Annotated in this window: 23 protein-coding genes, 1 tRNA gene and 1 pseudogene; 10 read left to right on the top strand and 15 right to left on the bottom strand. The window is 63.0% G+C overall.

Annotated features, from left to right (window positions below; genetic code table 11):
- Positions 1-13: 13 nt before the first annotated feature.
- Complete coding sequence (locus IEG05_RS09140; RefSeq protein WP_191121956.1) at positions 14-952, top strand: glutathione S-transferase family protein; 939 nt, start codon at positions 14-16, stop codon at positions 950-952.
- A gap of 7 nt (positions 953-959) precedes the next feature.
- On the opposite strand, the gene IEG05_RS09135 is transcribed toward IEG05_RS09140, so the two are convergent.
- Genes IEG05_RS09135 through yejK form a run of 3 tightly spaced genes read right to left on the bottom strand, consistent with a single transcriptional unit; the run spans position 960 to position 3,635 of the window.
- Positions 960-1,805, bottom strand: a complete 846-nt coding sequence (locus IEG05_RS09135; RefSeq protein ID WP_191121955.1) for a DUF4344 domain-containing metallopeptidase — start codon at positions 1,803-1,805, stop codon at positions 960-962.
- Positions 1,802-2,620, bottom strand: a complete 819-nt coding sequence (locus tag IEG05_RS09130; RefSeq protein ID WP_104097004.1) for a polyphosphate kinase 2 family protein — start codon at positions 2,618-2,620, stop codon at positions 1,802-1,804. The genes IEG05_RS09135 and IEG05_RS09130 overlap by 4 nt, the downstream gene beginning before the upstream one ends.
- Before the next feature lie 7 nt (positions 2,621-2,627).
- Entirely contained in the window at positions 2,628-3,635 is a 1,008-nt protein-coding gene (gene yejK / locus IEG05_RS09125; protein WP_041013178.1) for a nucleoid-associated protein YejK, read from the bottom strand.
- Between the two features lie 163 nt (positions 3,636-3,798).
- Between yejK and IEG05_RS09120 the strand changes: the two are divergent.
- From IEG05_RS09120 to IEG05_RS09110, 3 genes and pseudogenes are all read left to right on the top strand, one after another.
- Positions 3,799-4,698 (top strand): annotated as a pseudogene (locus IEG05_RS09120) (prenyltransferase).
- A 100-nt stretch (positions 4,699-4,798) separates the two neighbouring features.
- Complete coding sequence (locus IEG05_RS09115) at positions 4,799-6,010, top strand: MFS transporter (RefSeq protein ID WP_014819440.1); 1,212 nt, start codon at positions 4,799-4,801, stop codon at positions 6,008-6,010.
- Between the two features lie 464 nt (positions 6,011-6,474).
- Positions 6,475-6,666, top strand: a complete 192-nt coding sequence (locus tag IEG05_RS09110) for a hypothetical protein (RefSeq protein ID WP_003298204.1) — start codon at positions 6,475-6,477, stop codon at positions 6,664-6,666.
- Between the two features lie 27 nt (positions 6,667-6,693).
- On the opposite strand, the gene rlmF is transcribed toward IEG05_RS09110, so the two are convergent.
- The 9 genes from rlmF to IEG05_RS09065 all read right to left on the bottom strand — a co-directional run bounded on the left by rlmF (position 6,694) and on the right by IEG05_RS09065 (position 18,355).
- A complete protein-coding gene (gene rlmF / locus IEG05_RS09105; RefSeq protein WP_191121954.1) occupies positions 6,694-7,689 on the bottom strand; it encodes a 23S rRNA (adenine(1618)-N(6))-methyltransferase RlmF in 996 nt (331 codons plus the stop codon).
- 71 nt (positions 7,690-7,760) lie between these two features.
- Positions 7,761-8,930 (bottom strand): YbfB/YjiJ family MFS transporter, encoded by a 1,170-nt coding sequence (locus IEG05_RS09100; RefSeq protein WP_090522137.1) that lies wholly within the window; start codon positions 8,928-8,930, stop codon positions 7,761-7,763.
- Between the two features lie 110 nt (positions 8,931-9,040).
- The gene (locus IEG05_RS09095) at positions 9,041-10,867 is read right to left on the bottom strand and encodes an SLC13 family permease (protein WP_191121953.1); all 1,827 of its coding nucleotides are present in this window, start codon (positions 10,865-10,867) and stop codon (positions 9,041-9,043) included.
- Positions 10,868-10,873: 6 nt separating this feature from the next.
- Positions 10,874-11,170, bottom strand: coding sequence for a winged helix-turn-helix domain-containing protein (locus tag IEG05_RS09090; RefSeq protein WP_191121952.1), 297 nt, complete (start codon positions 11,168-11,170; stop codon positions 10,874-10,876).
- 58 nt (positions 11,171-11,228) lie between these two features.
- Positions 11,229-12,611: a sodium:proton antiporter NhaD gene (nhaD, locus tag IEG05_RS09085; RefSeq protein WP_023444161.1), complete on the bottom strand. Its 1,383-nt coding sequence runs from the start codon at positions 12,609-12,611 to the stop codon at positions 11,229-11,231.
- A gap of 361 nt (positions 12,612-12,972) precedes the next feature.
- A complete protein-coding gene (locus IEG05_RS09080; protein ID WP_191121951.1) occupies positions 12,973-15,807 on the bottom strand; it encodes a valine--tRNA ligase in 2,835 nt (944 codons plus the stop codon).
- 107 nt (positions 15,808-15,914) lie between these two features.
- A complete protein-coding gene (locus IEG05_RS09075) occupies positions 15,915-16,301 on the bottom strand; it encodes a hypothetical protein (protein ID WP_023444163.1) in 387 nt (128 codons plus the stop codon).
- Between the two features lie 71 nt (positions 16,302-16,372).
- The gene (locus IEG05_RS09070) at positions 16,373-16,792 is read right to left on the bottom strand and encodes a DNA polymerase III subunit chi (RefSeq protein WP_191121950.1); all 420 of its coding nucleotides are present in this window, start codon (positions 16,790-16,792) and stop codon (positions 16,373-16,375) included.
- Between the two features lie 75 nt (positions 16,793-16,867).
- Positions 16,868-18,355 (bottom strand): leucyl aminopeptidase, encoded by a 1,488-nt coding sequence (locus IEG05_RS09065; protein WP_191121949.1) that lies wholly within the window; start codon positions 18,353-18,355, stop codon positions 16,868-16,870.
- A gap of 267 nt (positions 18,356-18,622) precedes the next feature.
- Between IEG05_RS09065 and lptF the strand changes: the two genes are divergently transcribed.
- Together lptF and lptG are read left to right on the top strand one after the other, a co-directional pair.
- Entirely contained in the window at positions 18,623-19,744 is a 1,122-nt protein-coding gene (gene lptF / locus IEG05_RS09060) for an LPS export ABC transporter permease LptF (protein WP_125877884.1), read from the top strand.
- Positions 19,737-20,798, top strand: a complete 1,062-nt coding sequence (gene lptG, locus IEG05_RS09055; RefSeq protein ID WP_023444166.1) for an LPS export ABC transporter permease LptG — start codon at positions 19,737-19,739, stop codon at positions 20,796-20,798. Before lptF ends, lptG begins: the two co-directional genes overlap by 8 nt.
- 78 nt (positions 20,799-20,876) lie before the next feature.
- Here the strand turns inward: lptG and IEG05_RS09050 are convergent, their stop codons facing one another.
- The 3 genes from IEG05_RS09050 to IEG05_RS09040 all read right to left on the bottom strand — a co-directional run bounded on the left by IEG05_RS09050 (position 20,877) and on the right by IEG05_RS09040 (position 22,267).
- A complete protein-coding gene (locus IEG05_RS09050; RefSeq protein ID WP_191121948.1) occupies positions 20,877-21,374 on the bottom strand; it encodes an RDD family protein in 498 nt (165 codons plus the stop codon).
- 98 nt (positions 21,375-21,472) lie between these two features.
- Positions 21,473-21,685, bottom strand: a complete 213-nt coding sequence (locus IEG05_RS09045; protein WP_003298189.1) for a cold-shock protein — start codon at positions 21,683-21,685, stop codon at positions 21,473-21,475.
- 495 nt (positions 21,686-22,180) lie between these two features.
- Positions 22,181-22,267 (bottom strand) — tRNA-Leu (locus IEG05_RS09040).
- Positions 22,268-22,380: 113 nt separating this feature from the next.
- Here IEG05_RS09040 and queA point away from each other — a divergent pair.
- From queA to secD, 4 genes are all read left to right on the top strand, one after another.
- Complete coding sequence (queA, locus tag IEG05_RS09035) at positions 22,381-23,430, top strand: tRNA preQ1(34) S-adenosylmethionine ribosyltransferase-isomerase QueA (RefSeq protein ID WP_191121947.1); 1,050 nt, start codon at positions 22,381-22,383, stop codon at positions 23,428-23,430.
- Positions 23,431-23,444: 14 nt separating this feature from the next.
- Positions 23,445-24,560: a tRNA guanosine(34) transglycosylase Tgt gene (tgt, locus tag IEG05_RS09030; protein ID WP_191121986.1), complete on the top strand. Its 1,116-nt coding sequence runs from the start codon at positions 23,445-23,447 to the stop codon at positions 24,558-24,560.
- A gap of 42 nt (positions 24,561-24,602) precedes the next feature.
- Complete coding sequence (gene yajC, locus IEG05_RS09025; protein WP_003296020.1) at positions 24,603-24,932, top strand: preprotein translocase subunit YajC; 330 nt, start codon at positions 24,603-24,605, stop codon at positions 24,930-24,932.
- Positions 24,933-24,996: 64 nt separating this feature from the next.
- Positions 24,997-26,865 (top strand): protein translocase subunit SecD, encoded by a 1,869-nt coding sequence (gene secD / locus IEG05_RS09020; protein ID WP_041013191.1) that lies wholly within the window; start codon positions 24,997-24,999, stop codon positions 26,863-26,865.
- The last annotated feature ends 2 nt before the right edge of the window (positions 26,866-26,867 follow it).

Below are 26,867 nucleotides of genomic sequence, written 5' to 3'. Positions count from 1 at the left end.
GGCGGAGCCTGTCATGCACGAGCTGATCCTGCACCACTATCCCACCTCGCCCTTTGCCGAAAAGGCGCGCCTGATGCTGGGGTTCAAGCAGCTGTCCTGGCGCTCGGTGATGATCCCTCCGGTCATGCCCAAGCCCGATCTGACCGCGCTCACTGGCGGTTATCGACGCACGCCGGTGCTGCAGGTCGGCGCCGACATCTATTGCGACACCGCCCTGATCGCGCGTCGGCTCGAGGCCGAAAAGATCACCCCGGCGCTGTTCCCGGAAGGCCAGGAGTTCACCGCCGCGACGCTTGCCCAGTGGGCCGATTCGGTGCTGTTCCTGAACGCCGTGAGCCTTGTGTTCCAGCCCGAATCTATGGCCGTCCGCTTTGCCCAGGTGCCCAAGGAGTTCGTCCAAATATTCAGCAAGGACCGTGCGCAGCTGTTCTCCAACGGCTCGGTCAGTCGTGTTCCGCTGGAGCAGGCGAAGAGTGATTGGCCAACCTTCATGACCCGCCTGCAGCAGCAGCTGGCGCGGGAGGAGGGCGAGTTCCTGTTTGGTGCGGCGCCGTCAATTGCCGACTTCGCCGTCGCGCATTGCCTGTGGTTCCTGCGTGCAACGCCGGTCACCGCGCCGCTGGTGGATGGCTACCCGGAGGTGGCGGCCTGGCTTGGCAAGGTACTCGGCGTGGGCCATGGCTCCAGCAGCGAGCTATCCGCTGAGGATGCACTGCGTATGGCGCTGGAGGCCGAGCCTGCGCCGCTGCCGGACGAAGCATTCAGCGAGCCGAATGGTTTTCAGGAAGGGCAGAATGTGGCCATCGCCGCAGTGGATTACGGCGCCGATCCGGTCGAGGGTGAGTTGGTCTTCGCCGGTAGCGAAGAGCTGATCCTGCGCCGCAGCGATGACCGCACCGGGGTCGTGCACGTGCACTTCCCGCGTATCGGCTATCGCATCGAGGCGCGCTGAACGCGCCTCACTGCGACGTCGGTGATTCGCCGGCGCGCAGCGTAGGCAGCTCGCGCGCCAGCGTGCGGAAGTAGGCGATGCGCTCGTAGCACAGCGTGAGCTCACCGCTGATGCGGTTGAACCAGGCGTCCGGCGCGCCGCAGGTGGACATGCGCAGGGTCAGGTCGCGGGGCAGCTCGAATGCATCGCTGGCCTTCGCCGCGACCGCTTCCAGCTCGCCGCTGGCGCGAATCTTTTCCAGCAGTTCGGCACCACCCGGCAGATGTCCGGGGGGTGTGTCGTAGATCACCTGAATGCGGTGCCGCGCCGGTCGCTCGTCGCTGCGGCCGAAGTGCTCGCGAAACCACTGCACTGCGTGGGCCGCCTGTTCGTATTCCTCGGGACAGTACAGCGCGCGTTCCACCGGCAAGCCGCTGACTTCCAGCACCCAGTCGAGCCGATCCGGGTCGCTGCCGTAGGCCAGGCAGGCGATGTTGTAGAAGCGCTGGGCGTCCAGCGCATGGCTGTCCCAGACCGGCACCGGGGAGCCGTCGCGTTCCGCGTGCTGCCATTCCAGACGCCAGTAATCGGCGACGTCCATCAGCTTGGCGTAGAAGTCGTCGCGGTGTTGTTCCTGCTGCAACAGGAACAGGCCCATGAAACCCAGCTGGTCGGCAGCGTCTTCCTCACGGCCAAGCACCGGCAGCTGCAGTTCGCTGATGAGCAGGTGCCCCATCTCGTGCATCAGGGTGAACTCGGAGTTGGCGACCGTGAAGCGGACCTCGTCCACCGACAGTTCCGGCGCTGTTTCGCCTTGCTGCGCCTGCGCCAGCAGCGGCAGAAGCAGCAGCGGCAACAGAGCGAAGCGCTTCATGGCGTGCTGTCCAGATCGGCATGGGTGAATGGCGCCGGCCGCGCCGGCCAGTCCAGTGCCAGGCGCTCGAACGCGCGGGCGAGCAGGCTGGCGACGAGCAGGTCGCGCAACCAGCGGTGGTCGGCCGGTATCACGTACCAGGGTGCTTCGCGGCTGTGGCTTTTGCTCAGCACGGCCGCCCATTGCGCCTGCTGCTGGGCGAAGTTGCGGTGGTCCTGCAGATCGCCGAGGGTCAGCTTCCAGCGCTTTTCCGGCTGCTCCAGGCGCCGATGCAAGCGCTGCTTCTGCTCGCCGGCAGACAGCTGCAGGTAACACTTGAGCGGCTGGATACTGGCGGCCGGCAGCTCGCGCTCGAAAGCCAGGATTGCGGACTGGCGCTGCGGGATGTCGGCAGGCGAGCACAGGCCGTCGCGCAGATCGCTGACCAGCGCTTCGTAGTAGCTGCGATTGAATACGCCGAGCATGCCGGGCACCGGCAGCCGCTCCCGGTAGCGCCAGAGGAAGTCGTGGCGGCGTTCTTCTTCGCTCGGCGCCTGGAAGCTGTGTGGCGACAGCCCCAGCGGGTCCAGGCCACCCAGCACGCGGCGGATCACGCCGTTCTTGCCGGAGCAGTCCGGCCCCTGCAGCACGAGCAGCAGGGCGTCGCGGCGGTTGGCCCAGAGCATGGTCTGCTGTACCCGCAGCCATTCCTTCAGGCTTGCCAGCTGCGCTTGAGCCTGTGCTTTGTCCAGGCCGTAGCAGCGTGCCGGATCGCGCGCCAGCGGCGCCGCCGGGTCGCACAGGCAGTCATCGAGAATGGCGTCCGCCAGGCGCATGGCGCGGTCAGTCCTTGCGCCGCTTGAGCTGGTCCTTCAGTTGGGTCGGCAGCTGGCGGATGATCAGCATGTCGCGCGCCTCGTCGTACTCGACCTTCGAGCCCAGCAGATGTGACTCGAAGCTGATCGACAGCCCTTCGGCGCGCCCGGTGAAGCGCTGAAACTGGTTGAGCGTGCGTTTGTCGGCGGGAATTTCCGGCGACAGCCCGTAATCCTTGTTGCGGATGTGCTCGTAGAAGGCGCGCGGACGTTCCTCGTCGATCACCCCGGACAGCTCCTCGAGCGACATCGGTTCGCCGATCTTCGCCTGGCTGCTGGCGTAGCCGACCAGGGCGCTGGTCTTCTCCCGCGCTTTTTCCTCGGGCAGGTCCTCGCTTTCGACGTAGTCGCTGAAGGCCTTGAGCAGCGTGCGCGTCTCGCCCGGGCCGTCGACGCCCTCCTGGCAGCCGATGAAGTCGCGGAAGTACTCGGACACCTTCTTGCCGTTCTTGCCTTTGATGAAGGAGATGTACTGCTTGGACTGCTTGTTGTTCTGCCACTCGGAGATGTTGATCCGCGTCGCCAGGTGCAGCTGTCCGAGATCGAGGTGCCGGGCTTCGGTCACGTCCAGCGAATCGGTAACGGTGACGCCGTTGCTGTGGTGCAGCAGCGCGATGGCCAGGTAATCGGTCATGCCCTGCTGGTAGTGGGCGAACAGCACGTGGCCGCCGGTGGAGAGGTTGGATTCCTCCATCAGCTTCTGCAGATGCTCGACTGCCTGGCGGCTGAATGCGGTGAAGTCCTGATTGCCTTCCATGTACTGCGCGAGCCAGCCGCTGAACGGATAGGCGCCGGACTCCTCGTGAAAGAAGCCCCAGGCCTTGCCCTGCTTGGCGTTGTAGCTCTCGTTGAGATCGGCCAGCAGGTTCTCGATAGCCTGGGAGTTGCCCAGCTCCGAGTCACGGGCGTGGAGCACGGCGGGGGTGCCGTCCGGCTTTTTCTCGATCAGATGGACGATGCAGTGGCGGATGGGCATGGTGGTCTCACGGCTGGAATGCAACAGGTTGGGCAGTTTACCCGAGAGCGGGTAGTGCGTGCCTGCAGCCGAAGCTGCGGTCTGGCAGAGTCGATCTGTGTCAAGGACGTCTCGCGGCGTTGGGGTTAGCCTGCTGTACACCAGACGATAGCGGGAGGCGTAGATGAGCGGAACCTTGGACTGGCTGGGTGTGGCGCGCGGTCGTTTCCTGCTGCTGACGCTGAGCTGCGTGGCGCTCGGGCTGGCCTTGGCAGCGCGCGGGAGCGCGGAAGCGATGTCCTACAGTGATGCACTGCTGGTGATGCTCGGCGCCCTGGCCGCCCATGTGGCAGTCAATGCGCTCAACTAATGGTGCGATTACCGCAGTGGACTGGACCTGCAGACCCGCCCCACGGCGTTCAGCGGTGGCAGCGGTACCTTGGTGACCCATCCGCATCTGCTGGGTCGCACATTGCTGCTCGGTCTCGGCAGCCTGCTGACCTGCGCGCTGATCGGCGTGTTGTTCCTGCTGCGCCAGCCGCCGCTGTTGCTCAGTCTGGCGCCGATCGGTCTGGCGGGACTGTTGCTGGTGCTGCTTTACACGCCTTGGCTGACCCGCCACCCCTGGCTGTGCCTGTTCGCGCCGGGTTTGGGCTTCGCGCTCATGGTGCTGGGTACGCGCATCGTTCTCGGCGGCGCGCCGGATCTCGGCGATCTGTGGTTGATCCTGCCCCCTCTGCTGCTCTGCAACAACCTGCTTTTGCTCGGCCAGTTTCCGGACATTGATGCCGACCGCGCTGTCGGCCGGCGTACCCTGCCTATGCATATCGGCTGTACCAACGCCGTGCGCGTGGCGTTTGCGCAGTGGCTGCTGGCCTACGGCGTACTCCTGGCTGTGCTGGCGCAGCCAGGTCTGGCCGGTGGCGCACTCGGCTTGTTGACCTTGCCGTTGGCCCTGCGAGCGGCATGGTTGCTGCGTCGCGAACCGCTGCAGGCGCAGCGCCTGCTGCCGGCATTGGGGCTGAACGCTGCGGCCAGCGTGGCGACGCCGTTGTTGATGGCCGTAGGGTTGCTGGCGCTTTAGCGTTCCGCGAGAGCGGAGGGCACCCGATCGGACACATGGGGTGACGAAAGAAAGGCTTAACTGAGTAAACTGGTCGCCTTTTCTTCGAGGAATGACCCCCATGACCGCTGCATGGCGCAACTCTGCCTGGATTCTCGCTGGTGGCTCGCTGATCCTCGCGATTTCGCTGGGTGTGCGCCACGGCTTCGGTCTGTTCCTGCCGCCCATGAGTGCCGAGTTCGGCTGGGGTCGCGAGGTGTTCGCCTTCGCCATCGCGATACAGAACCTGATCTGGGGCCTGGTGCAGCCGGTGACTGGCGCGCTGGCCGATCGCTTCGGCGTGGCTCGTGCGGTGCTGATCGGCGGCATTCTCTACGCCGTTGGGCTGGCATTGATGGCGGTGTCCGATTCGCCGACGACCCTGACGCTGAGTGCCGGGCTGCTGATCGGACTGGGGCTGTCAGGCACCTCGTTCTCGGTGATCCTCGGCGCAGTCGGGCAGGCGGTTCCGCCGGAGAAGCGCAGCATGGCGATGGGCATCGCCAGCGCTGCGGGCTCCTTCGGCCAGTTCATCATGCTGCCCGGCAGCCTGGGGCTCATCGAGTGGCTGGGGTGGTCCTCGGCGCTTATGGCGCTCGGTTTGCTGGTGGCGCTGATCGTGCCGCTCGCGGGGATGATGCGCAGCCCCGCGCGGCCTCCGGCGGCACCCGGAACTCAGCAGTCGCTGGGCGAGGCGCTGCGCGAAGCGGCCGGGCATTCCGGGTTCCGTCTGCTGGCGCTGGGCTTTTTCGTCTGCGGCTTTCAGGTGGTCTTCATCGGTCTGCACCTGCCGGCCTATCTGGTCGATAAGCATCTGCCGGCGCAGGTCGGTACCACGGTGCTGGCACTGGTCGGGCTGTTCAACGTCGTCGGCACCTACACTGCGGGCTGGCTGGGCAGCTGCTACTCCAAGCCAAAGCTGCTGGCCGGGTTGTATCTGATTCGCGGTGTGGTGATCAGTGTTTTCCTGCTGGCGCCGCTGAGTGTCTGGAGCGCGTACGCATTCGGCATCGCCATGGGCTTGCTGTGGCTGTCCACGGTGCCACTCACCAACGGTACGGTGGCGACCATGTTCGGCGTGCGCAACCTGTCGATGCTCGGCGGTATCGCCTTCCTTTTCCATCAGCTGGGCTCGTTCTTTGGCGGCTGGCTGGGCGGCTGGCTGTACGACCGCACCGGCAGTTACGACCTGGTCTGGCAGATCGCGATCGCGCTGAGCCTGATGGCGGCGGTACTCAACTGGCCGATTCGTGAGCAGCCGGTCGAGCGCCTGCGCGAGGCGCAGGTCAACTGATGCGGCCGCTCTGGCTGGGTGTGAGCGTCGCCCTGGTGCTGGGTCTGCTGATGCTGGCCTGGTGGGGCTGGCAGCGTGGCGGCCTGGCGCTGCTGCAGATTGGGCTGGGCACCTGCTGATTGAGCTGGCCTGCGATCTCGTAAATCCTTCTTTTCCGCGTGGCCGGTTTATCCGGTCGCGCCAAAGCTGCCATGCCCGCAATAGTGATCCCATAGCCTTGCTTTCCAGTTCGAAAAACGGCGACGAACGTGACGGAATCAATTCGGTATTCATCGCTCCAAAGCGAAGCGGCGTAGAAGAAGTTAAGAACAAATCGCCGGTTCTTAGCAGCAACCTATCGGCTTTTGTGTGTACGCCTGCGATCGAGTGGCAGCCTGGAAACCCCGTTCTAAGCTCGGCTGTCGCATAACCGTCATCAACAGTTGGTAAATACCTGCGGCACGCAGTCAATGGAGCAACAAGCAATGTCCACCCTTACCGAACTCGCCCAACAAATCGCCAAGCTCTATCCGTTGAAGGACAAGCGTGTAGGCAAGCGTTATCGCGTGGTAGGCGAGCTGGCCGGGATGACCGAACTGGAAGAGATCAACGGTGAACCGCGCTATATCCAGACCATGGCGCTGAAGAACAAGCAGCTCTGGGACGTGGCGGTCTAAACCTTTCCATTGACGCCTGCCTGAATTTCACCCTTTCGCCCAGCGCTCGGCGCGCCAACTCGCCTGCTCGGTTTGACTCAGGAAGGTCCAGGCGACGAAGCGGCTCTTCTTCTGCCCCTGAGCCATGTCCAGCGTGTGCATCTGGCGGGCACCGAGGCGTTTCAGCCGCGCCTCCAGCGGCGCCACGTTGGCGCCCTTCGATACCAGCGTACTGAACCAGTAGACCTGTCCGGCGAACGCGACGCTTTCCTCCGCCATGCGCGCGACAAAGGCCGCTTCGCCACCTTCGCACCAGAGCTCCGCCGCCTGACCGCCGAAATTGAGCGCGGGTAGTTTGCGGCTCGGGACGAGCTTGCCGAGGTTACGCCACTTGCGCTGGCTGCCACTGCTGGCTTCGGCCTGTGACGCATGGAAGGGCGGATTGCACAACGTCAGGTCGAAGCGATCCTCCGGCAACATCACTCCCTTGAAGATGTGCTTCGGCGCCGCCTGCTGTCTCAGCTCGATGGCCTTGGCGAGGCCATTGGCCGAGACGATGGTGCGTGCCGAGGCCAGAGCGGTGGTGTCGATATCACTGCCGGTGAAGTGCCAGCCGTACTCCCGATGGCCGATCAGCGGGTAGATGCAGTTGGCCCCGGTGCCGATGTCCAGTGCGTGAATGGCGGTGCCGCGGGGAATGGCGCAGGCATCGTTCTGCCCGAGCAGATCGGCCAGTCCATGCAGATAATCGGCGCGCCCTGGCACCGGCGGGCACAGGTAGCCTGGCGGAATGTCCCAGTGCTGGATTCCATAGAACTGCCTGAGCAGCGCGCGATTGAACACCCGCACCGCATCCGGGTTGGCGAAGTCGATGCTTTGCTTGCCGTAGGGATTGAGGATTACGTACTCGACCAGCTCCGGGCAGCCAGCAATCAGCGCCGGGAAGTCGTAGCGGCCGGTATGGCGGTTGCGTGGATGCAGTACGGCCTTGCCGGGTTCGGCACGGCCGGGCTGCGGAGTCGAGGACGGGGATCTGCGCGGCATCTGATCAGCGGGAGGTTGGCGGCTGGGGCGCGCATTGTCCCACAACCGCTGCCCGCGGATAGGTCTCGTTGCTAACGGCGGCGCGGCACCATCAGCATCCAGAACAACCCCCAGAGCAGCGCCCCCGCGCCGAGCCAGAAGGCACTGTGCAGGCTGCCGCCCATCCCCATCCAGATGCTGGTCAGCCAGGGTGCGGCGAGCTGGGTCAGGCCGTAGAGTGCGATCAGCGCCGCCGACAGCCGCGGTCCTTGATGTGGATGCAGTGTCCGCGCCAGACGCTGGGTCAGCAGCACCGTGCCGAGAAAGGTGCCGCCGACCAGTACCGCACAGAGCAGGATGCCGACCGCGCCGGGCAGCAGCAGCGCGGCCAGTACGCCGAGCAGTTGAGTGAGATAGCTCAGGCGCAAGGCGATGTCGTCACCCATGCGCACGCCGAGACGATTCCACAGCCAGGGCGCCGGCAGCGTCGCCAGCGCCACCACCAGCCAGCTGCCACCGATGAGGAAGTCACCGGGCTCCACCTGCAGACGCGCGACCATCGGCAGGAAAGTCATCGGCAGGATGTAGCCCATGCCGGCGCCGGCATAGGAAAGAAACAGCGGTGTGCTGGAGCGATCGAGCAGTTTGCCGCTGGGTGGCTCCTCCGCAGAATGGGCCTTTTCCTCGTCAGGCATGTCCAGCCGCGACAGCTGCCGCCAGCCCCACCAGGCCAGCGGTATCGAAAGCAACGCCGCTGGCCACCAACGCTCGGCTCCCAGCAGGTACCCGTCGCTCAGGCTCACCAGCAAACTGGAGAGAATCAGCCCGACGCAGACACCGAGATAGACCAGGCCACTGGAGGAAACGCGCTGCTGTCGCGCCAGCCATTCGAGGATCAGCGAGGGCGCCTGGACGAATACCAGACCGTTGCTGATGCCATTGGCCAGGCGCAATGCGGCGAGGGCGTCAGCGGATTCCGCCTGGGTCTGCAGCAGGGCGCTCAAGACGTGTAGCGCTAGTGCCCAGGGCAGCGTACGGCGGATCTGCGCGACGCGATGCCAGCGCACCGCGAGCAGGGCGCCGATCAGATAGCCCAGGTAGTTCCAGCTGGCGATGCTGGCGCCTTCCTGCACGGTCAACAGACCGTCCTCCACCAGCCAGGGCAGCAGCGGGGTGTAGACGAAGCGGCCAAGGCCATGGACGACCAACAAGAGAACGGCACCGGCCAGCAGGACCGGAAACAGGGCGACACGCTGAGGCATGGAGTCTGTTCTTTTTAGAATGAGAGCTGGAGCTTAACGGCTGGCCCTTTCAGCCGCCATGCCACTTTTCGCTGGCTACCCGTCGGTGGGTGTCCCGAGGCAGCCGGCATTCATAGCGGAAACAGCAGCGGCACCAGCAGCACCGAGACGATCATGATCAGCGCGGTAAAGGGCACGCCAACTCGGACGAAGTCGGCGAAGCGGTATTGCCCGGGACCGAGCACCAGGGTGTTCACCGGCGAGGAAATCGGCGTCATGAACGCGGCGGAGGCCGCCAGCGCGACGATCATGGCGAACGGATAGGGCGAGGCGCCCAGCTGCTCGGCGGTGGACAGCGCAACGGGTGCCATCAGCACAGCCGTCGCCGTGTTGGAGATGAACAGCCCGATCACTGCGGTCAGCAAAAACAGGCAGGCGAGCAGGGCATGCGGTCCGGCGTCGCCGAGCAGGCCGACCAGCCCCGATGTCGCCAGGGCGATGCCGCCGGTCTTCTGCAACGCCAGGGCGAACGGCAGCATGCCGACGATCAGCACCAGGCTTTGCCAGTGAATCGCCTTGTAGGCGCTGTCCATGTCGATGCAGCGGAACAGGCCCATGACCAGGCAGCCAATCAGCGCCGCCAGCACGTTGGGCACCAGGCCGCTGACCATCAATGTAACCATCACCGCCAGCCCGAGCAGCGCGAACGGTGCCTGGTTGGCCGCGGGCGCCACATCGTCCACCTCGGCCGGCAGGCTCAGCACGAGGAAGTCGCGGCTTATGCCCTGCAGACGGTGAATGTGCTTCCAGCTGCCGGCCACCAGCAGCGTATCGGCTGGCTTGAGCTTTTCATCCACCAGCAGCCCCTGCAGGGCTTGGCGATTGCGGCGCAGACCGACCACGTTGAGCTTGTGCCGGCTGCGAAAACCCAGTTGCTGGATGGTCTTGCCCGGTAGGCGCGATTCCGGTGGCAGCGCCACTTCCGCCAGCCCCAGCTCGCGACCGTGCACCGAATAGTAGGAGGTGCTGAGTTGCAGGGGTTCGAGGCCCAGCTCCTGATAGGCGCCGAGCAAGCCGATGGCCGGGCTGGCCAGATCGACCAGCAGCACATCGCCGACGAACAGTTCGGTATTGCCCGTCGCGATCAGCAGAAGGTTGCGAAAGCGGTCATGGCGTTCCACGGCGATCACGTTGATGCCGTACTGGGTTCGCAGCTTCAGCTCGTCCAGCGCCTGGTTGGCGAGAATCGATCCCGGCATCACCCGCAGTCGCCGCTCGCGTTCTTCCAGTCGATACTCTCGCGCCAGATCCGCCAGCGTATGGCGATGTTCTGTCGCTTCGCTGCGCTTGTCGCTGCCCAGCCAGCGGCGTGCCAGCAGCATGTAGCCGACGCCGAGCAACAGAATCGCCAGGCCGATGGGGGTGAAATCGAAGAAGGCGAAGCCGTCGAGCCCGGCGCGGCGCAGTTCGCTGTTGATCACCAGGTTCGGCGGCGTCGCCACCAGCGTCAGCATGCCGCTGATCAGGCCGGCGAACGCCAGCGGCATCATCAGCCGCCGTGGCGAGACCTTCATGCGATTGGCGATGCCGAGCACCACGGGAATGAAGATCGCCACCACGCCGGTCGAACTCATCACCGAGCCGAGCCCCGCGACGGCCAGCATCAGCAGAATCAGCAAGCGGGTCTCGCTGCTGCCGGCGGTACGCATCAGCCAGTCGCCCAGGCGATAGGCGATGCCGGTGCGCACCAGGCCGTCGCCGATGACGAACAGGGTGGCGATCAACACCACGCTAGGATCGCTGAAACCGGCCAGTGCCTCCTGCACGCTGAGCACACCAGTGAGCGGCAGCGCGACCATGGCCAGTACCGCCACCACGTCCATGCGTGGCTTGTTCAGCGCGAACAGGCAGATGCAGCCGGTGAGCAGGGCGAGAACCAGCAGCAGGTCGCCACTCATGGTCGATCAGGGATATTCGAGAATGGATTTGATACGCGGCAGGTTGCGCTCGATCCAGCCCTTGTCGATGGCACCCCAGTCGAGGATGGCGTAGTGGCCGGCATTGTGGCGTTCACCGTCGTCCTGCTCGAAGCTGCAGTCGATGTCCAGCTCCGCGAGCGCGGCAAGGGTGTCCTGGGCGGTACGCCGTGGCATGCCGGTCGCGGCCATCAGTGCAGGGACACTGCAGGCGGTGCCGCTGTCGATCAGCCAGGCGACGTAGAGTCGGCGATAGAAACTGGTTTTGGTCTTGCTGACGGTCATGGAAGGTCCCTGGCCAGGTCGTCTGTGGGGGCAGCGACCTGGCCAGGCTCGCTGCGGTTTAGCGCAGGGCGAGCATGCCGATGTAGGTCGCTGCGCCCGCAGTGTAACCGAGGAAGGCCAGCAAGCTGACGCGCTTGACGTACCAGGTGAAGCTGATCTTCTCCATGCCCATCGCCGCGACCCCCGCAGCCGAGCCGATGATCAGCGTGCTGCCGCCGGTACCGGCGCAGAAGGCGAGCATCTCCCAGAAGTTGCCATCGACGACGAACTGGGACATCCAGCTAATTTCCTCTGCCGCGGTCGCAGCCAGCATCTTCTCGCTGACCAGCGGGTACATCTTCATCGCACCGGCCACCAGCGGCACGTTGTCGACCACGGCCGAAAGCAGGCCGATGGCGTAGGTGATCGGGTAGATGTGGCCGAGCGATTCGCGCAGCGCGGTCGCGACCTGGGTCAGGTGGCCCGCGGTAGCGAGACTGGATACGGCCAGCAGAATGCCGAGGAAGAACAGCACGCTGGGGGTGTCCACCTTGCGCAGCACGCCGACTACCGAAAGCGGGTGCTTGTCTTCGGCATTCTTGTTGCGGTGGATGAACTCGGTGGTCACCCAGAGCACGCCGAGGCCGAAGAGGATGCCCATGTAAGGCGGCAGGTGGGTCACGGTCTTGAACACCGGGACGAAGAGCAGGGCAGCGAGGCCAAGACCGAGTACCAGGTTGCGCTCGAATACGGTGGTGGTCGGCGGGTGCTTCTCGGCCAGGTGAGCACGAGGACGCGGGCGTGGTGCCTCGCCGCGCAGACGGAAGCTGAGAATGATCAGCGGCACCAGCAGGCACACCAGGCTTGGCAGGAACAGGCCGGTGATCACGCCGGAAGCGCTGATCTGGTTGCCGATCCAGAGCATGGTGGTGGTCACGTCACCGATCGGCGACCAGGCACCACCGGCGTTGGCGGCGATTACCACGACGCCGACGAACAACCAGCGCTCGGGACGGCCGCGGATGAGCTTGCGCAGCAGCGAGACCATGACGATGGTGGTGGTCAGGTTGTCCAGTGCTGCAGAGAGGAAGAAGGTGAGGAAGCCGATGATCCACAGCAGGTGCACGCGCTTGCGGGTCTGGATGCGGTCGGTGATTACCTTGAAACCTTCGTGGGAGTCGATCAGCTCGACGATGGTCATCGCGCCGAGCAGGAAGAAGAGAATCTCCGAGACTTCACCCAGGTGATGACGCAGCGATTCGACCACCACCGCCGAGGAGTCCCCGGGGTTGTGGCTGCCGGGTTGCAGCAGCGGAAGTATCTGGTCGGCACCCAGCACCAGAATGGTCCATGTCACAACCGCGGTCAGGATCGCGGCAGCGGCCTTGTCGATCTTCAGGGGATGTTCAAAGGCTATGCATAGATAGCCTATGACGAACACGACAGCCATGAGTGCATACATCGGAGGGACTCCATCTTGAGGAACCTTGCCGGGCATGCGGGTGTGTCGACGCAGCCTCAGCGGCTGGCAGGGGAACGATTCGCTAGCGAGGTGAAACAAATCGGGGCGGTGGACTGCCCTGGGAGACGGTTGCGCGTTCGGCGAAATACGTGGGGCATTGCGCTTCGCAGCAGGGGGCTCATTTCACATCGTCGAGCTGTTCGTCTTGGCTTTAACGGCCTGCCAGTTTGTAAAGGGGTGTTTCATGTGCGGCATAGTGTATCAGCGTTGCCGGTAATAACTTGTCATCAATCAAGATGACCTCCTTAAGCAAAAAGGCCAGCACCTTTCGGGCTGGCCTTTTGCGTTTACCGCGTCCTGATCAGAGCGTGGCGATGCGGTCGCGCTGCTCCTGCAGCCTGGCTTTGGCCTGTTCGGCCTCGGCCAGTTTGGCGCGTTCCTTGTCGATCACCTCGGCGGGTGCCTTGTCGACGAAACCGGCATTCGACAGCTTTCCGCCGACGCGCTTGACCTCGCCGTCCAGCCGGGCGAGTTCCTTGTCCAGGCGAGCCAGTTCGGCATCCTTGTCGATCAGGCCAGCCATCGGCACAAGCACCTGCATGTCACCCACCAGCGCGATGGCCGACAGCGGTGCTTCTTCGCCGTCGTTGAGCAGGCGCACGCTTTCCAGCTTGGCCAGTTTCTTGAGCAGCGGCTCGTTGTCGGTCAGGCGGCGTTGATCGGTAGCCGAGGCGTTGCCCAGCACCACGTCGATGCGCTTGGCCATGGAGATGTTCATCTCGCCGCGGATCTGGCGGATGCCCAGCATGAAGGCCTTGAGCCACTCGATATCGCCTTCGGCGGCTTCGTCGATCCGCTCCGGGTTGAACTCCGGCCACGGCTGCAGCATCAGCGTCGGACCGGACTTGCCGGCGAGCGGCGCGACGCGCTGCCAGATTTCCTCGGTAATGAACGGCATGAACGGATGCGCCAGGCGCAGCGCGGTCTCCAGCACGCGCACCAAGGTGCGGCGGGTGCCGCGCTGGCGTTCGGCGCTTGCGGTCTCGTCCCACAGCAGCGGCTTGACCAGCTCCAGGTACCAGGCGCAGTACTCGTCCCAGATGAACTCGTACAGCGCCTGAGCGGCCAGGTCGAAGCGGAACGCCTCCAGCTGTCGATTCACTTCGCTCTCGGTACGCTGCAGCGCGGAGATGATCCAGCGATCCACCGACGAGAGCTCGACGGGCTCGCCGTTGGCCCCCGTGTCCTTGCCCTCGGTGTTTTCGAAGACGAAGTTGGCGGCGTTCCAGATCTTGTTGCAGAAGTTGCGATAACCCTCGACACGGCCCATGTCGAACTTGATATCGCGGCCCGTCGACGCGAGGGAACAGAAGGTGAAGCGCAGGGCGTCGGTGCCGTAGCTGGCGATGCCTTCGGGGAACTCGGCGCGGGTCTGCTTGGCGATCTTCTCGGCCAGCTTGGGCTGCATCATGCCGCTGGTGCGCTTGGTCAGCAGTTCATCGAGGGTGATGCCATCGACGATGTCCAGCGGGTCGAGCACGTTGCCCTTGGACTTGGACATCTTCTGCCCCTGACCATCGCGTACCAGGCCGTGCACGTAGACGGTCTTGAACGGGATCTGCCCGGTCAGGTGAGTGGACAGCATGATCATCCGGGCGACCCAGAAGAAGATGATGTCGAAGCCTGTGACCAGCACGTCGGTGGGGTGGAAGGTCTTCAGGAACTCGGTCTGCTGCGGCCAGCCGAGTGTGGAGAAGGTCCACAGGCCGGAGCTGAACCAGGTGTCCAGCACGTCCTCGTCCTGACGCAGTTCGACGTTGTTGCAGAGGTTGTACTTACCGCGTACCTCCACTTCATCGCGGCCAACGTAGACGTTGCCGGCTTCGTCGTACCACGCAGGAATGCGATGGCCCCACCAGAGCTGACGGCTGATGCACCAGTCCTGGATGTCGCGCATCCAGCTGAAGTACATGTTCTCGTACTGCTTGGGCACGAACTGGATCTCGCCGCTTTCGACGGCGGCGATGGCCTTCTCGGCCAGCGGTTTGGTGGAAACGTACCACTGGTCGGTCAGCCACGGCTCGATGATGGTGCCGGAGCGATCACCGCGGGGGACTTTCAGCGCGTGGTCGTCGATCTTTTCCAGCAGGCTCATGGCGTCGAACTCGGCGACGATGGCCTTGCGCGCATCGAAGCGGTCCATGTGCGCGTAGCCGTCCGGCAGGTTGGCATCGATCTTGTCGTTCGGCGTCCCGTCGATGTTGAACACCTGGGCCTTGGCGAGCACCGCGGCGTTGCGGTCGAAGATATTGATCAGCGGCAGGTGATGACGCTTGCCGACCTCGTAGTCGTTGAAGTCATGCGCCGGGGTGATCTTCACGCAGCCGGTACCGAACTCGAGGTCGACGTAGTCGTCGGCGACGATCGGGATCAGGCGGTTGACCAGCGGCAGCATGACGTGACGGCCGATCAGGCTCTTGTAGCGCTCGTCCTCCGGGTGCACGGCGATGGCGGCGTCACCGAGCATGGTTTCCGGACGGGTAGTGGCGACCACCAGGTAATCCAGGCCGTCTGCAGTCTTGCAGCCGTCGGCCAGCGGATAACGCAGGTGCCAGAGATGACCTTTCTCGTCATGGTTCTCGACTTCGAGGTCTGAGATCGCGGTGTGCAGCTTGGTGTCCCAGTTGACCAGGCGCTTGCCGCGATAGATCAGGCCGTCCTCGTGCAGGCGGACGAAGGCTTCCTTGACCGCCTCGGAGAGGCCGTCGTCCATGGTGAAGCGCTCGCGCGACCAGTCCACCGAGGAGCCCAGGCGACGAATCTGTCGGGTGATGGTGCCGCCGGATTCTTCCTTCCACTGCCAGACCTTCTCGAGAAACTTCTCGCGTCCCAGGTCATGACGCGAAACGCCCTGCGCGCCGAGCTGGCGCTCGACCACCATCTGCGTGGCGATACCAGCATGGTCTGTACCTGGCTGCCACAGGGTGTTGCGACCCTGCATGCGGCGCCAGCGGATCAAAGCATCCATGATGGCGTTGTTGAAGCCGTGACCCATGTGCAGGCTGCCGGTGACGTTCGGCGGCGGGATCATGATGGTGTAGGGCTCGCCGGAACCTTGCGGGGCGAAATAGTTGTTCGATTCCCAGGTCTGGTACCAGGAAGTCTCGATGGCGTGCGGCTGGTAGGTCTTGTCCATGCGGCGGGACCCTTAAAACGGCTGGTCGGAAAAACGGGCAAGTATAAAGGCAAACGGCCGCGAGATTTCGCGGCCGTGCTTATTAACTGCGCATTGTCGCGGATGACTCAGGAGCGAGGCGGGGGCGTGCGTACCAGGCGCTCGATTCGGCTCTCGAGGCGACGCTTGAGTTCCGCCTCGATCTGCGGCACGAAGTCGTCGATCACTTCCTGCAGGATCAGATTGGCCGCGGTGCGCAGCTCGTGGTCGATGTGCCGTTCGGCCAGGGAGCGAAACGCACTGCGCACGCTGGTTTCCCGCGGCTCGTCGTCGCTGGCGCTCGCGGCCGGAACGGCTGGCGCTGGCTCGACGATATCGGACAGCAGCGGAATGCTGTCCGGGTCCAGCGCTGCGCCGGCCGGAGCCTCGTCTGGAAAATCGTCACCGAGCAGGGCGCGAATGGACTCGAGATCGCTCAGCAGTTCGGCGGGTTTGTTCGGGGCTTTCGGTGTCATCTCAGAAGTTTCCGGGGCTTGAGCATCCCGGCGGCTGCCAGGGGTTTTCCCTTGCTGTCGAATGGTTGGTCTTAAAGCTCGACCCGTTTCGGATCATAGCCCTGGCGCCGATACAGGCGGAAATTCTCCCGGCAGGCGGTCAGCAGTTGCGGTTCCTGGTTGACGATCTCGATGACGCGACTGAACTGGTCGATGTGTGAAGAAAGCGTTGATCCCAGGTTGATCAAGAGGCCCTGCGTGAATTGAGGTGCCTGGTCGACACCGATCACTACCGGGGCCTTCGGGTCGTCGACGTGCTGCTCGTGGGGAATGAAGCGCTCGGCGCGAAAGTCCCAGAGTAGCTCGTCGACTTCGCTCGACTGCGTTTCATCGACGCAGCGAATGAATACCTGCATGCCGTGTTGCCAGCCCTTGGCCGCCAACTGACAGGCCGCCCGCAGGCGGCCGGTCGGGTTGGCGTCGGGCAGGACGTAGAATTCGATCCGCGTCATGGGCGTGCTCCGCTCTGGCCGGGCAGCGCAAGGCGGCTCCGGCCCGAGGGATCAGGCGCGACGGCCAGGTGCATCTCAGTTGACCCGGTCCAGCAGGTACTGGGTCAACAGCGGCACGGGCCGGCCGGTGGCTCCTTTTTCCTTGCCGCCGCTGGTCCAGGCGGTGCCGGCGATATCCAGGTGCGCCCAGGCGAACTTCTTGGTGAAGCGCGAGAGGAAGCAGGCAGCCGTGATGGTGCCTGCCTTGGGGCCGCCGATGTTGGCGATATCGGCGAATGGGCTGTCCAGCTGTTCCTGGTATTCGTCGAACAACGGCAGCTGCCAGGCGCGGTCGGCAGCGTTCTCGCCAGCCTGCAGCAGTTGCTGCACCAGGGCGTCGTTGTTGCCCAGCAGACCGGAAGTGTTGCTGCCCAGGGCGACGATGCAGGCACCGGTCAGCGTGGCCACGTCGATCACCGCGCGCGGCTCGAAGCGTTCGGCGTAGGTCAGCGCATCGCACAGCACCAAACGGCCCTCGGCATCGGTGTTGAGGATTTCCACGGTCTGGCCGCTCATGGTAGTGACGATGTCGCCCGGACGGGTGGCGCCGCCGCTGGGCATGTTCTCGGCACAGGCCAGCAGGCAGACAAGGTTGATCGGCAGCTGCAGCTCCAGCACGGCCTTGAGTGTGCCGAGTACGCTGGCGGCTCCGCCCATGTCGTACTTCATCTCGTCCATGCCCTGGCCCGGCTTGAGGCTGATGCCACCGGTATCGAAGGTGATGCCTTTGCCCACCAGGGCATACGGCTGATCCCCCTTCTTGCCGCCGTTGTACTGCATGACGATGATGCAGCCGGGCTGGTCGCTGCCCTGGGAAACCGCGAGGAAGGCGCCGGCGCCGAGATCACGCAGCTTCTTCTCGTCGAGCACGTCGACCTTCAGGCCCTTGTAGGCCTTGCTCATCTGCTTTGCCTGTTCGGCGATGTAGGTCGGGTGGCAGACGTTCGGTGGCAGGTTGCCGAGGTCGCGGGTGAAGGCCATGCCACTGGCGATCGCCGAGGCTTCGCGGGTCGCGCGTTCCACGTCGGGCTGCTCGCTCTTGTCACACAGGAGGATGATCTTCTGCAGAGCGCGCGGGTCGGCTTTCTTGCTCTTGAAGCGATCGAACACGTACTGGCCGTCGGCAAGGATTTCCACCAGCAGGCGAGTGCGGCCGTAATTGTCGCGACCTTTGATCTGAACATCCTGCATGGCGAAGGCCGCATCGGCACCGCCGAGACCCTTGATTGCGGCAAGTGCGGCATTGGCGATCTTGCGCCACTGGCGGTTGTCCAGTTCGTCGACCTTGCCGATCCCGACCAGCAGTACGCGCTCAGCCTTGAGGCCGGGCAGCCCATGCAACAGCAGGGTCTGACCCGCTTTGCCCTGGATGTCGCCACGCTTGAGCGCAGTGCTTAGCGCGCCGCCGCTGGCGCTGTCTACGCTCTGCGCGACGCTGCCGAGAAGGCAGTCATCGCCGAGCGGCAGAACCAGGGTGGCGGTCTTCTGGGTGGAGGCTTTGGCGCTTTTGACAACAAATTCCATGACGTGGTGTCCCCAAGACAAAGAGTCGGGTTTGCAGGATAATGCCGGGCTTATTTTTCCGGTGGTTCGCCTGTTCGGTCGTTGCTAACGACTGCGCTAGGCTAGAAACGTTGCAATCGTCGATGCTTCCGCGATTGTTTCGGCGCGGCGGTCCGCGTCCGCTCGGTGCGTCATTACCCAATTTCCAACGGCCCGCTCCGGCGGGCCGGCAACTGGCGGCTAGTTTGAGCGTTGCCGCCAGAGCCTGACAACCCTGGAGTGTCTGGTTTGATCGTCTTTCGTTACCTGTCCCGAGAGCTGCTGGTCACCATGAGCGCGGTCAGTGCCGTGCTGCTGGTGATCATCATGAGTGGCCGTTTCATCAAGTATCTGGCGCAGGCTGCGCAGGGACTGCTCGACCCAGGGGTGCTGTTGCTGATCATGGGCTTTCGTCTGCCCGGCTTTCTGCAGCTCATCCTTCCGCTCGGACTGTTTCTCGGCATTCTGCTGGCTTACGGGCGCCTCTATCTGGAAAGCGAAATGACGGTGCTTTCGGCCACAGGCATGAGCCAGCGCCGGCTGCTGGTCTACAGCCTGGCTCCCGCCGCTCTGGTGGCGGTGGTGGTGGGATGGCTGAGCCTTGGGTTGGCGCCGCAGGGCATCGCCGAGGTGGACCGTATCCTCAATCAGCAGGACTCCCTGACCGAGTTCGACACGCTGGTGCCGGGGCGCTTCCAGACGTTGCGCGGCGGTTCACGGGTAACCTACACCCGCGAACTGTCGGCTGATCGCAGCGAGCTCGGCGGGGTGTTCATCTCCGAAACCAATGTTTCGCGTCAGACCGGAAAGGAAAGCGGGCTGTCGGTGCTGGTTGCCGAGAGCGGACGGCAGGAAGTCCAGCCCGATGGCAGTCGCTATCTGATTCTGGAAAACGGCTATCGCTATGACGGCAACCCGGGGCAGGCCGGTTACCGCGCCATCCAGTACGACACCTATGGCGTGCTGCTTCCCAAGCCGGAGGTGAGCATGGAGCTGAGCGAACGTGAGGCGCTGCCGACTCGGGAGCTGCTCGGCAGCGACAACATCCGTCATCGCACCGAGCTGCAGTGGCGCTTCTCATTGCCGTTGCTGGTGTTCGTCGTTACCGTGCTCGCGGTGCCGCTGGCCAAGGTGAATCCGCGGCAGGGGCGTTTTCTCAAGCTGCTGCCGGCGATCCTTCTGTACATGACCTACCTCGCGTTGCTGATCGCCGTGCGCGGTGCGCTGGACAAGGGGCGAATCCCGATGGCGCTGGGCCTTTGGTGGGTGCACGGGCTGTTCCTGGCGATAGGCCTGTTGATGCTGTACTGGGAGCCGATCAGGCTGCGGATGAAGAAGGGCAGTGCGCAGCGGGAGGTGGCTCGTGGTTAAGCTGGATCGCTACATCGGAGTCCATGTCTTTCTCGCGATTCTGACTGTCCTCGGCATCATCGTGGGTCTGGCTCTGCTATTCGCGTTCATCGATGAATTGAGTGATGTAGAAGGCAGCTACGGGCTGGGCGATGCCCTGCAGTACGTGCTGCTGACGTCGCCTCGGCGTCTGTATGAAATGCTGCCTATGGCGGCACTGATCGGTTGTTTGATCGGCCTTGGCACGCTTGCCAGCAGCAGCGAGCTGACCATCATGCGCGCGGCTGGTGTCTCGCTGGGGCGCATCGTGGTGGCGGTGATGAAGCCGATGCTGGTGCTGCTCATTGCCGGCATTCTGATCGGTGAGTACGTTGCGCCAGCGACCGAGGACATCGCCCAGGCGCGGCGCTCCCTGGCGCAGGGCGCAGGCGAGGCGCAGAGCAGCAAACGCGGCCTGTGGCACCGGCAGGAGAACGAGTTCGTGCACGTCAACGCCGTGCAGCCCGGCGGCATGCTGGTGGGGGTGACACGTTATCGCTTCGATGACGAGCGCCGCTTGCTGTCGTCCAGTTTTGCCCGTCGCGCCAGCTATCAGGCTGATCACTGGCTGCTCGAGAATATCTCGACCACCCATTTTCGCGGCGATCACACCGAGGTGGTGCGCACGCCGCAGGAACGCTGGGATGTTCAGCTGACGCCGCAGCTACTCGGGACGGTGGTGATGGAGCCGGAAGCGCTATCGATCACCGGCTTGTGGCGCTATATCCACTACCTGGGTGAGCAGGGGCTGAACAACGGTCGTTACTGGCTGGCGTTCTGGACCAAGGTGCTGCAGCCGGCCGTCACCGTTGCGCTGGTGCTGCTGGCGATCTCGTTCATCTTCGGGCCACTGCGCTCGGTCACGCTTGGTCAGCGCATCTTTACCGGCGTAGTGGTCGGCTTCGTGTTCCGCATTATTCAGGATTTGCTCGGGCCGGCTAGCCAGGTGTTCGGCTTCTCGCCGTTGCTTGCGGTGGTGCTGCCAGCGGGCATCTGTGCACTCATCGGTGCCTGGTTGCTGCGTCGGGCGGGATGACGGGTGCCTCCGGCGCGAACCGCCGGAGGCGCTGTCGACAAGGTTTGGGTCAGTGTTGGCTCGGTGCGCAGAGCAAAGTCACTTCTTGTGAATGTTCTTCGGTAGCTGAACGGCCTGGCTCTCCGAGTACATGTCGTGCCAAGTGCGGTTCTGTTTGTCGAGCAGCATCCACCAATAACCCATGCCCAGGCACAGCAGCGAAACCAGTGCGATCAGAAAACGCAGAAGCGCCTGCCAAAGATCGATGGCGGTTCCGTCTGCATTCTGGATCCGGATGCCCCAGACCTGCATGCCCAGCGTTTGGCCGCTGTGGGTCCAAAACTTGGCGAAAAAGCCGAACAGGCTGAACAGCAGCAGAGTCGAGAGCAGGGGGTCGATGTCCAGGCGGCCGGCATCCGCGAGCTGCTGCAGCTGTTCACTGCCGTAGAGCAGGCGCAGCAGCACTTGCTGATAGAGCAGTGTCACTACCATCATCAAGGCGATGCACAGCAGGCTGTCATAAAACATTGCAGCAAGCCGGCGTACCAGGCCGGCGGTGGGAAACTGGCCCTGCGGGCTGAGCAGGTGTCTGCGCATTGGGTGTCTCGATCAAAGAGGTGGGCGGCGCATTCTACGGAATTGCGCGCATAAAAAAGCCCCTGATGTTGCCATCAGGGGCTTTTCGGAGAAGAGGCTTAGCCCAGGATCTGAACCTGGTCTGCCTGCATGCCCTTTTGACCTTGCACTGCGACGAAACTGACTTTCTGGCCTTCTTTCAGGCTCTTGAAGCCGTTGCCTTCGATCGCGCGGAAGTGCACGAACAGATCCGGACCGCTCTCGGGAGTGATGAAACCAAAACCTTTCTCGTCGTTAAACCACTTGACGGTACCGTTCTGACGATTCGACATGTCTTTGTATCCTTGAAACTCAAAAGTAGAATTGCCCCCGCAGAGCAGGAAGCTGGAACTGGTTGCAAGGAGTAAGAGAGTCGAGCGGAGTAGCGGATCTGAAGATCTACTGCACCAGGTCACGATTCAACAGCGACCCATGCAAACACAGTGGGCACACTCTACGATAACTCGCCAGGGAATGCCAACCCCTCGGAGCCATAGAATTTGCCTGTCCAGGCGGCGCTATTTGGCGCTTTTTGACGTGGCTTTGACTCGCCTTATTCGCTGTTGCGAGAGAGGCAATGCCACGAGTCGACTGCATCGATATCGAGTGTCAGTCTGAGGAAAAGCGATGTAGCTGACGTTGCTTGCCGTGCTGCCGATCCAGATTGTCTGGATGCTTGCATGCGGCTTGGTGCGCTTTGAAGCTTCGCTACGGCGTTAGACTTGCAGGCGATCCGGTTGCCCGTTTCGCTAAGCATGCAGCTTGGCTGCGTTGTAGCGATTCACTGATGGTGCCTCGAGAGAGACTCGAACTCTCACGTTGTTACCAACGGCGGATTTTGAATCCGCTGCGTCTACCGATTCCGCCATCGAGGCACAGTGGGCGCGCAGTATAGGGATGCGCGACGGGGTGGTCAATCGCTTGGCGTGGTCAGGTCGACGTGTTTCGGATAAGATTTGCGCCCTTTCCGCGTCCCGACCTCCGATCCATGCAAGTCGCCGATTTTTTCTTCCAGCTGCCCGATGCCCTGATCGCACGACATCCCCTGGCGGAGCGGCGCGCCAGTCGTCTGCTGGTGCTCGAAGGCGAAACGGGAAAGCTCTCGCATCGCAACTTCGCCGATCTGCTGGACCATGTGCGGCCTGGCGATCTGATGGTGCTCAACAATACCCGGGTGATCCCAGCGCGCCTTTTCGGTCAGAAAGCTACCGGCGGCAAGCTGGAAATCCTTGTCGAAAGGGTAGTCGGCAATCGCAGCGTTCTGGCGCATGTCCGTTCCAGCAAGTCGCCCAAGGTCGGATCGAAGATCCTGCTCGATGGCGGCGGCGAAGCGGAAATGATCGCCCGGCATGATGCGCTGTTCGAACTCGAGTTCGACGAGGATGTTCTGCCGTTGCTCGAGCGCATCGGGCACATGCCATTGCCTCCTTATATAGACAGGCCTGACGACGCCGCCGACCGCGAGCGTTACCAGACCGTCTACGCGCAGCGCGCCGGTGCCGTGGCTGCGCCGACCGCAGGACTGCACTTCGATGAGGCGCTGCTGCAGACGCTGCGTGAGTCTGGCGTGGAAACGGCCTACGTTACCCTTCATGTCGGCGCCGGCACCTTTCAGCCGGTGCGCGTGGAGCGTATCGAAGAGCATCACATGCATCGCGAATGGCTGGAGGTCGGCCAGGATGTCGTCGATGCGGTGGCGGCCTGTCGCTCCCGTGGTGGGCGCGTGATCGCTGTCGGTACTACCAGCGTTCGTTCGCTGGAGACGGCGGCGCGCGATGGTGAACTCAAGCCGTTCAGTGGCGACACCGATATCTTCATCTACCCAGGCAAGAGCTTTCATGTGGTGGATGCACTGGTCACCAATTTCCATCTGCCTGAATCCACGCTGCTGATGCTGGTTTCCGCCTTCGCCGGTTATCCGGAGACCATGGCGGCCTACGCCGAAGCGGTGGCTCAGCGTTATCGCTTCTTCAGTTACGGCGATGCCATGTTCATCACCCGCAATCCCGCGCCGCGCGGCCCCGAGGAAACCCAATGACTCGCTCCTGCCACATGTCCTTCGAGCTGCTTGCCACCGATGGCAAGGCGCGCCGCGGACGTCTGACCTTTCCGCGCGGCACCGTCGAGACGCCGGCATTCATGCCAGTGGGCACTTACGGTACCGTCAAAGGCATGCTGCCACGTGACATCGAGGCGATCGGAGCGCAGATCATTCTGGGCAATACCTTCCATCTCTGGTTGCGGCCCGGCACTGAAGTGATCAAGCGCCATGGGGACCTGCACGACTTCATGCAGTGGCAGGGGCCTATCCTCACCGACTCGGGCGGCTTTCAGGTGTTCAGCCTGGGGGCGATGCGCAAGATCAAGGAGGAGGGCGTCTACTTCGCCTCTCCGGTAGATGGCGCAAAAGTCTTCATGGGGCCGGAGGAGTCGATGCAGGTCCAGCGTGACCTGGGCTCGGATATCGTGATGATCTTCGATGAATGCACGCCTTATCCCGCTGACGAAGATGTGGCGCGGCGTTCGATGGAGCTGTCGCTGCGCTGGGCCAAGCGCTCGAAGGTCGCCCATGGCGACAGTCCGGCTGCGCTGTTCGGCATTGTTCAGGGCGGTATGCACGAATCTTTGCGCATGCGCTCGCTGGAGGGGCTTTGCGTGATCGGATTTGACGGCCTGGCGATTGGCGGCCTTTCGGTTGGCGAGCCGAAGGAAGAGATGATCCGTGTGCTGGATTTCCTTCCGCCACAGATGCCAGCGGATAAGCCACGCTATCTGATGGGGGTGGGTAAGCCGGAGGACCTGGTCGAGGGTGTGCGGCGCGGCGTCGATATGTTCGACTGCGTGATGCCAACGCGCAATGCGCGAAATGGGCATCTTTTCGTTGATAGCGGTGTAATCAAGATCCGCAACGCCGTTCACAAACACGACGATTCTCCGCTGGATCCGAGCTGTGACTGTTACACCTGCAAACATTTCTCCCGCGCTTATCTGCATCATCTGGATAAATGCGGTGAAATGCTGGGTAGCATGTTGAATACCATCCATAACCTGCGGCATTACCAGCGGGTTATGGCTGGTTTACGCGACGCCATTCAACAGGGTACATTGGCGGCCTTTGTCGACGCCTTTTATGCCAAGCGCGGTCTGCCAACGCCGCCGCTTGCGTGACGTGCCAGAACAAAACAATCCTTTCTGCAACAGGAGTGCTACATGAGCTTTCTGATTCCCGCCGCCTATGCCCAGGAGGCTGCTGCTGGTCCTGCTGGTACTGGTTTCGAGTGGGTTTTTCTGGTCGGTTTTCTGGTCATCTTCTACCTGATGATCTGGCGTCCCCAGTCTAAGCGTGCCAAGGAACACAAGAACCTGATCGCCGGCCTGCAGAAGGGCGACGAAGTGGTCACTTCCGGCGGTATCGCTGGCAAGGTCACCAAGGTCGCCGATGACTTCGTGGTGATCGAGGTGTCCGACAACGTTGAGCTGAAGTTCCAGAAAGTGGCGATCGCCGCAACGTTGCCCAAGGGCACACTGAAAGCTATCTGAGCTGACTTCATTCAATACCGACGGGGCGCGCAAGGCGCCCCGCGTTCATTAAACGGGCTGCGTCATGCTCAATAGATTCCCTCTCTGGAAATACCTGCTGATTCTGGCAGTGCTCGCGATCGCCTTTATTTACTCTGCGCCCAACCTCTATCCGGATGACCCGGCGATTCAGGTTACCGGTGCCAGCACATCGCAGGAGATCGGCGAGGCAGACCTCGAGCGCATCAGCAAAGCACTCGTGGATGGCGGTATCGCGGTCAAGTCTGCGTCCCTGGACGAGCAGGGCCGAGGTGGCCTTGTGCGTCTCGAGCGTCAGGATGATCAGTTGCCGGCAAAAGATATCGTGCGCCGCGCGCTCGGCGACGCCTACGTAGTTGCGCTCAATCTGGCGCCTACGACTCCCGACTGGTTGCGCAATCTTGGCGCAAGCCCGATGAAGCTTGGTCTGGATCTCTCCGGTGGTGTGCACTTCCTCCTGGAAGTGGACATGGACAAGGCAATTGAAACGCGCCTGAACGTCTCCGAGGGTGAGGTCAAGAGTCTGCTGCGCAAGGAGCGTGTGCGATACCGCAGTCTGCCGAATCTGAAGGATTCGGTGCAGTTGGGCTTTGCCGATGAGGCTACCTTGGATGCCGCCCAATCGCTCATCCGCAAGGAATTTACCGACTTCGAGCTGACGTCCGCAGAGCGCAACGGCCAGTACGTGCTGCGTCTGACGCTGACTGAAGCCAAGCTGGCGGAAATTCGCGAGTACTCGATCAAGCAGAACCTGACCACGGTGCGTAATCGCGTCAACGAACTCGGCGTGGCTGAGCCGTTGGTTCAGCGTCAAGGTGCCAATCGGATCGTCGTCGAGCTGCCGGGGGTGCAGGATACGGCCGAGGCCAAACGTATCCTCGGCAAGACGGCGAACCTTGAGTTCCGCCTGGCTGCCGATTCAGATGCATCGCGTGCTTCCACCGAAACCTTCGAGTTCCGCGAAGAGGGCCGCCCGCCGGTTCAGCTTGAACGCACACTGATCATTACAGGTGATCAGGTGACCGACGCCCAGGCCAGCTACGACGAGAATGGCCGTCCGCAGGTGAATATCCGGCTCGATGGCCACGGCGGCGATCTGATGAATCGCGCCACGCGCAACAATGTAGGGCGCAGCATGGCCGTGATCTTCATTGAGCAGCGGCCGATGACTCGCTATGTGCGGCAGACGGTTGATGGTGTTGAGCAGGAAGTGCGCGTCGAGACCTTCCAGGAAGAAAAGACGATCATCAGCCTTGCAACTATCCAGTCGCCACTCGGCAGCCAGTTCCGCATCACCGGCCTCGATGGCCAGGGCGAGTCGTCAGAGCTGGCGTTGCTGCTGCGCGCCGGTGGTCTGGCGGCGCCGATGTACTTCGCAGAAGAGCGCACCATCGGCCCGAGCCTGGGCGCTGAAAACATCAAGCTGGGCGTCCAGGCAGCCATGTGGGGCTTCCTCTTCGTCGCCATCTTCATGGTGCTGATCTACAAGTTCTTCGGTGTGTTGGCGACCATTGCGCTGCTGTTCAATATGGTCGTGCTGACAGCCCTGATGTCGATGCTCAATGCCACGCTGACCCTTCCGGGTATTGCCGGTATCGTGTTGACCATGGGTATGGCGGTGGATGCCAACGTGCTGATCTTCTCGCGAATCCGCGAGGAGATCGCCAATGGCATGTCGATCCAGCGCGCCATCCATGAAGGCTTCGATCGGGCCTTCTCGGCGATCGTCGACGGCAACCTGACCACTCTGCTGGTCGGCGGCATCCTGTTCGCCATGGGGACCGGCCCGATCAAGGGATTCGCGGTCACCCTTTCGATCGGCATCCTGACGTCGATGTTTACCGCAATCATCGTGACGCGCGCCATGGTCAACCTGATCTACGGTGGCCGCGATCTCAAGAAGCTGTGGATTTAAGG

The sequence above is a fragment of the Stutzerimonas kunmingensis genome (assembly GCF_014764705.1).
GTDB lineage: Bacteria > Pseudomonadota > Gammaproteobacteria > Pseudomonadales > Pseudomonadaceae > Stutzerimonas.
This window is presented reverse-complemented; position numbering and strand designations above follow the sequence as displayed.